This is a genomic window from Microcystis sp. M_OC_Ca_00000000_C217Col (assembly GCF_007095585.1).
In the GTDB taxonomy this organism is placed as follows: Bacteria; Cyanobacteriota; Cyanobacteriia; order Cyanobacteriales; family Microcystaceae; genus Microcystis; species Microcystis panniformis.
Genome location: NZ_SFBV01000349.1, coordinates 1 through 6,527 on the forward strand (window position 1 = coordinate 1; position 6,527 = coordinate 6,527).

General features: G+C 41.4%; 1 protein-coding gene. It reads right to left on the minus strand.

What is annotated here, in order from left to right:
• The coding region (locus EWV66_RS22560; protein ID WP_287107560.1) for a non-ribosomal peptide synthetase at positions 1–6,527 on the minus strand (6,527 nt) is incomplete at both ends.

Consider the following 6,527-nt stretch of genomic DNA (forward strand, 5'->3'; position numbering starts at 1 on the left):
AAAGGGTTGCACCTGCTCCTATTGCCATGATAATTTCCCAGATAGAAGCATCAAAATTGAGGGAAGCAAACTGGAGAAGGCGAGAGTTTGACTGTAAGTTAAAGGTTTTAATTTGCGCTTGAGCTAGGTTAAATAGTCCCCGATGTTCCACCATTACCCCTTTAGGTTTTCCGGTAGAACCAGAGGTATAAATGAGATTAGCTAAATTATTGGCTGTTACTACTCCTGTTAGGTTATCTTGGCTGTTTTGGTTAATTTCTTCTGTGAATCTGTCTAACAAGATTAGCCGCGCTTGATGTTCGGGTAGTTTATCGATTAATCCCTCTTGAGTTAGCAATAATGACAGTTGAGCATCAGCGATGGCAAATTGTAGCCGTTCACTGGGATAATCTGGGTCGAGAGGTAGATATGCACCACCCGCTTTTAATATCCCCAATAATCCCACAATCATGTCTAAGGAACGCTCAAGGGAAATACCGACTAAAGTATCAGCTTTTACGCCTAATTTCCGCAAATAATGGGCTAGTTGATTAGCACGACAATTTAACTCATTGTAGGTTAATTGTTGCTGGGAACAGACCACCGCTACCGCGTCGGGTGTGCGTTTTACCTGTTCCTCAAATAACTGATGAATACACTTATACTCAGGATAGTCAACTTGAGTATTGTTCCACTCAATTAATAACTGATTAGTCTCACTTTCTGTCAGTAAGGGTAATTGGGAAATCCGCGCTTGAGGATTGGCCGCAATTCCCCCTAATAAGTTGAGAAAATGCCCTGATAATCGCTCAATAGTGCTACTTTCAAACAAATCAGTATTATATTCCCAGACACCTTTTAAGCCATCATCGGTGTTAACCATAGCTAAGGTTAAATCAAACTTAGCTGTAGTATTTTCTGGTGGCAAATCTGTCACCGTTAATCCCGTCATTGCAATCTCAGACTTAGGTGTATTTTGCAGGACAAAAGCGACTTGAAATAGGGGAGTATGGCTCAAATCCCGTTCCGGTTGCAACGCTTCGACTAACATTTCAAAGGGTAAGTCTTGATGCGCGTAAGCATCCATTGTCACTTCCCGAACTCGGGTTAATAAATGACTAAAACTCGGATTATCTGATACATCCGTCCGCATCACTAAAGTATTAACAAAGAAGCCGATTAAACCCTCAATTTCGCCGCGATTACGGTTAGCAATGGGAGTTCCTACCAAAATATCACTTGACCCTGTATAACGATACAATAAAGCATCAAAAGCAGCCAACAGCGTCATAAATAATGTCACCCCTTGTTGGCGACTCAATTCATTCAAAGCTTGGCTAAGTTTGGGGGAAAGGGAAAATTCTTGCTGAGTACCGACAAAGCTTTGCACCGCAGGTCGAGGGTGGTCTGTGGGAAGAGATAATAAAGGGGGTGCAGCTGTTAGTTGATTTTGCCAGTAATTTAATTGACTTTGCAGGACATCCCCTTGCAACCATTGTTTTTGCCAGAGTGCAAAATCTGCATACTGAATCGGTAAAGGAGCTAAATTTGCGGGATGATTTTGAGTGTAAGCATTATATAAGCTGGTCAATTCGTGAATAAATACTTCGATTGACCAACCATCACTAATAATGTGGTGCATACACACTAATAAGAGATGTTCCGTCTCCGATAGCACCACTAAAGTGATTCTGATTAAGGATTCTTTGGCTAAATTAAAGGGTTGAGTGGCTTGTTTTTGCTTTAATTGCTGTGTTTTTTCTTCTTGTTCATGGATGGGTAAATCTTGTAAATCAACGACCGATATTGTCTCCCTTGTTGTTTGAATAATCTGAGTCGGTTGTCCATCAATCGTGACAAAATTAGTCCGTAATACTTCATGGCGATTACAGATTTCTCGTAAACTTTGTTCTAAGGCCTTTTGATTGAGGTTGCCTCGGAAATGCAACACCATCGGTATATTGTATAAAGCGCTATTTGGTTGCAATTGATCTAAAAACCATAAACGCTGTTGAGCAAAAGATAGAGGTAGTTCTGTATCCTTAGTTCTCGGTAAAATCGGGGGTACTGTTAGAGTGAGATTTTGCTGCTGTAATTGTCCAATAAGATGCGCTAATTCGGCTACCGTAGCTGCACCAAATAAACTCCGCAAAGGTAGTTCTATTTTAAATAAACTCCGAATCCGAGAAACTAATTGAGTTGCGAGGAGAGAATGGCCGCCAATTTCAAAGAAATTATCATAAATTCCCACTTGCTCTACTTTGAGTATTTCTGTCCAAATTTGCACCAACATCTCTTCAATTCCATTGCGTGGTGCTACATATTGATCCCGGCGATTCCCTATTTTATCTGGTGCGGGTAAAGCGCGACGATCTACCTTACGATTAGTAGTAAGGGGTAAAGATTCCAGAAAAACAAAAGCTTGAGGAACCATATACAAAGGCAATTTACTGGACAGAAACTGACGCAGTTCACTAATCATCGGTATCCGTTCATAATGAGCTACTATGTAGGCGACTAAATATTTATCCCCCGGAGTATCTTCCCGAATAATCACACAAGATGTTTGTACATCAATATTTTGGTTAAGTACCGCTTCAATTTCTCCTAACTCAATACGGAATCCGCGAATTTTAACCTGATTGTCAATCCGGCCAAAACATTCAATATTACCATCGGGTAAATAACGCGCTAAATCTCCCGTTTTATACAAACGATTGAACGGTGAATGAGCAAAGGGATTGTCAATAAATTTTTCAGCAGTTAATTCGGGACGATTCAGATAACCCCGCGCTAAACGAACACCGCATAAATGCAATTCTCCCTTAACTCCAATGGGTACAGGTTGCAGATTTTGATCCAAGATATATGCTTTGGTATTAGCAATAGGACGACCAATCAGCACTGAATTGATTTTTTCTGACTGATAATCTAGCAAGTCATGAACTATGGCGGTGACAGACGCTTCTGTGGGGCCATAGACGTTAATACATTCAACCCGTTTCCCGACCATTTGTCGCCAAATATTGACGGTTTCTGGTAACACTGCATCCCCTCCCACGGCGACAACTCGCAGACTTGATGGTACAGTAGCTAATGATTGGGAAACGGCGATTGCCCATTCATGCCAATAGGCGGGGGTAATATTTAAAACGGTGAGGCTTTCTTGTTCGATAAAATCGGCAAAATCAGTCAAAGTTGCGAACATTTGCCCCGGTCTTAAAACCACTGTGCCACCTTTTAACCAGGTGGGAAAAATTTCTTCAGCAGCGACATCAAAGCCAAAGGAAGCAAACTGTAAAACGCGATCAGATTCTGTTAAACCGAATACTTCACTAATGCCCCAACTATGATTAACTAAAGCTGCGTGAGTTAACATCACTCCTTTAGGTTTACCTGTGGAACCAGATGTATATAATAGGCATAGTAGATTTTCTGGAACCACTTCACTGAGGGGATTTTCTGGACTTTGAACTGTCAATTTTTCAGCTAATTTATCTAAGACAATTACCCCCACATCTTCTACTGGCAAAGAATCGAGTAAACTTTCTTGAGTTAGCAGTAGAGAAATTTGGGCATCTTCTGCCATATAAGTCAACCGTTGCTGAGGATAATCTGGGTCTAAAGGTATATAGGCTCCCCCAGCTTTGAGAACTGCTAATAATCCGACAATAACTAACAGTGACCGCTCTAGATAAATGCCGACTAAAACTTCTGAATTTACCCCCAAAGATTGTAAATAATGGGCTAATTGATTCGCCTGAATATTTAATTCTTGATAGGTTAATTCTTGACCTTCAAATACCACTGCTACTGCAGCCGGTGTTCGTGATGCTTGTTCTTCAAATAAATGATGAATACACTGATGGAAAGGATATGCTTTTTCGGTAGCATTCCAGTCTAGTAATAATTCTTTTGCCTCGAATTCGGTTAATAATGGTAGTTGGAAAATTGGCTGCTGCGGGTTAACAACCAATGCTTCTAGTAGGGTGATGAAATTTCCTGTTAATCGCTCAATGGTGCTGCGATCAAATAAATCGGTATTATATTCCCATACCCCTTTTAATTCTGCACCGGTATTCTCCATCGCCAGGGTTAGATCAAATTTGGCGGTGTCATTTTCTGTGGTGAGGGGAGTGGCGGTTAAGTCTATTAGTTCTAAGGGAGATGGGGGACTATTTTGCAGCAGAAAATCCACTTGAAATAAAGGCGCGTGACTTAAATCTCGTTCAGGTTGTAGGGCCCCTACCAACATTTCAAAGGGCAAATCTTGATGAGCATAGGCATCCATTGCCATTTCTCGTACTCGACCTAATAACTGATTAAAATTGGGTTTACCTGACAAGTCAATTCGCAAAACCAAAGTATTGACAAAAAAGCCGATTAACCCTTCAATTTCCCTGCGATTACGGTTAGCAATGGGAGTACCAATTAAGATGTCTTCCTGTTCTGTATAACGGTAAAGTAAGACAGCATAAGCTGTTAACAGGGTCATAAATAAGGTGACACCCTGTTCCTGGGTTAATTGGGTCAGTTTTTCGGTTAATTCCCAAGAAAGGCTAAAGGGTAAATGTCCCCCAGCAAAACTTTGTTGATTGGGTCGAGGTCTATCTGTTGGTAAAGATAGAAGGGCCGGTGCGTCTGCTAACTGTTTTTGCCAGTAGTCTAGTTGCTGTTGCAATACCTCTCCCTGTAGCCATTGTCTTTGCCAAAGGGTAAAATCTCCATACTGGATAGATAGGGGATTGAGAGGCGAAGATAAACCCTGAATATAAGCATTATAGAGGGCGGTTAGTTCCTGAATAAATACCCCCATTGACCAGCCATCACTGACAATGTGGTGCATACAGACTAATAAGAGATGTTCCGTTTCAGATAACACCACTAAAGTGATTCTGATTAAGGGTTCACCAGCTAAGTCAAAGGGTTGAATCGCTTGATTTTTTGCTAACTCTTGGGAGGAAATTGCTTTTTCACTACCAGATAAATGCTGTAAATCCACAACCGTAACTGTCCAGGTTCGTGCTTGTATAACCTGGGTAGGGATACCATCAACGGTAATAAAGTTGGTGCGTAAAGCTTCATGGCGATCACAAATTTGTTCTAAACTCTGGATTAAGATTTCTGAGTTCAGGTTTCCCTCTAAACGCAAGGCTAGGGGGATATTATAGAAAGAACTATTCGACTCAAATTCAGCCAAAAACCAGAGACGAGTCTGAGCAAAAGATAGGGGTAATTCTGCTGTTTTGTCCCTGGGTAAAATCGGCAGTTCAGTTAGTTGTTCTCCTTCGGAAAGCCGTTTTATTTCTTGGGACAATTCGGCTATTGTCGGTGCAACAAATAACTCGCGTAAGGGCATTTCTACCTGAAAAGCCTCACGGATGCGCGAAATTAGTTGCGTTGCTAATAATGAATGTCCGCCTAACTCAAAGAAGTTGTCGTGAATCCCCACCTGTGCAACTTTTAATACTTTTGCCCAAATCGAGGATAATATCTCTTCAATGGGGTTACGCGGCGCAATATACTGCTCTTGGCTTTGGAATTCGGGAGCCGGTAAAGCACGATGATCGATCTTACCATTGGGCGTTAAGGGTAGGGATTCCAAAATGACAAAGGCACTAGGAATCATATACTCTGGTAACTTGGCTTTCAGGAATTGCCGCAGTTCAGTAACATTAAGCGAATTTTCCTCTTTTGGGGCGGAAATAATCTCTATTTGGGGAATAATATAGGCGACTAAACGTTTCTGATTTGTCTCATCTTCTTGGGCAATCACAACAGCCGTTTTTACCGCACTGTGCTGACTAAGAACGGTTTCAATTTCTCCCAATTCAATGCGGAAGCCACGCAGTTTTACCTGATTGTCAATCCGTCCTAAATATTCGATTTTACCATCGGGTAAATAACGGGCTAAGTCTCCCGTTTTATATAATTTTGACGGCTCATTGCCCCCCTTATTAAGGGGGGTTGGGGGGATCACTTCATCCTTCTCAAAAGGATTAGGAATAAATTTTTCTTGGGTTAATTCGGGACGATTGAGATAACCTTTGGCTAATCCCATACCACCAATATGTAATTCTCCGACTACACCAATCGGGACAGGTTGTAAATGGGAGTCTAAGATATAAACTTGGGTGTTAGCAATGGGGCGACCAATAGTTACTTTCAGGGTTTCATCTGTCCATTTTTCTACCGTGGCACAAACGCTGGTTTCTGTCGGTCCATAAGCATTAAAGAAATTTCTACCCGTAGCCCATTGTTTGCTCAATTCTTCTGAACAAGCTTCTCCCCCCACAATAATAGTTTGTAACTCGGGGATTTCTTCTAGGGGCAAAGCCGCTAAGGCTGAGGGGGGTAAAATAATATGGGTGATACCATAATCTTTTAATATTCCCATTAATGGCAACCCGGGCATTAAAGCATCTTTGCTGTCTAAATAAAGGGTTGCACCTGCTCCTATTGCCATGATAATTTCCCAGATAGAAGCATCAAAATTGAGGGAAGCAAACTGGAGAAGGCGAGAGTTTGACTGTAAGTTAAAGGTTTTA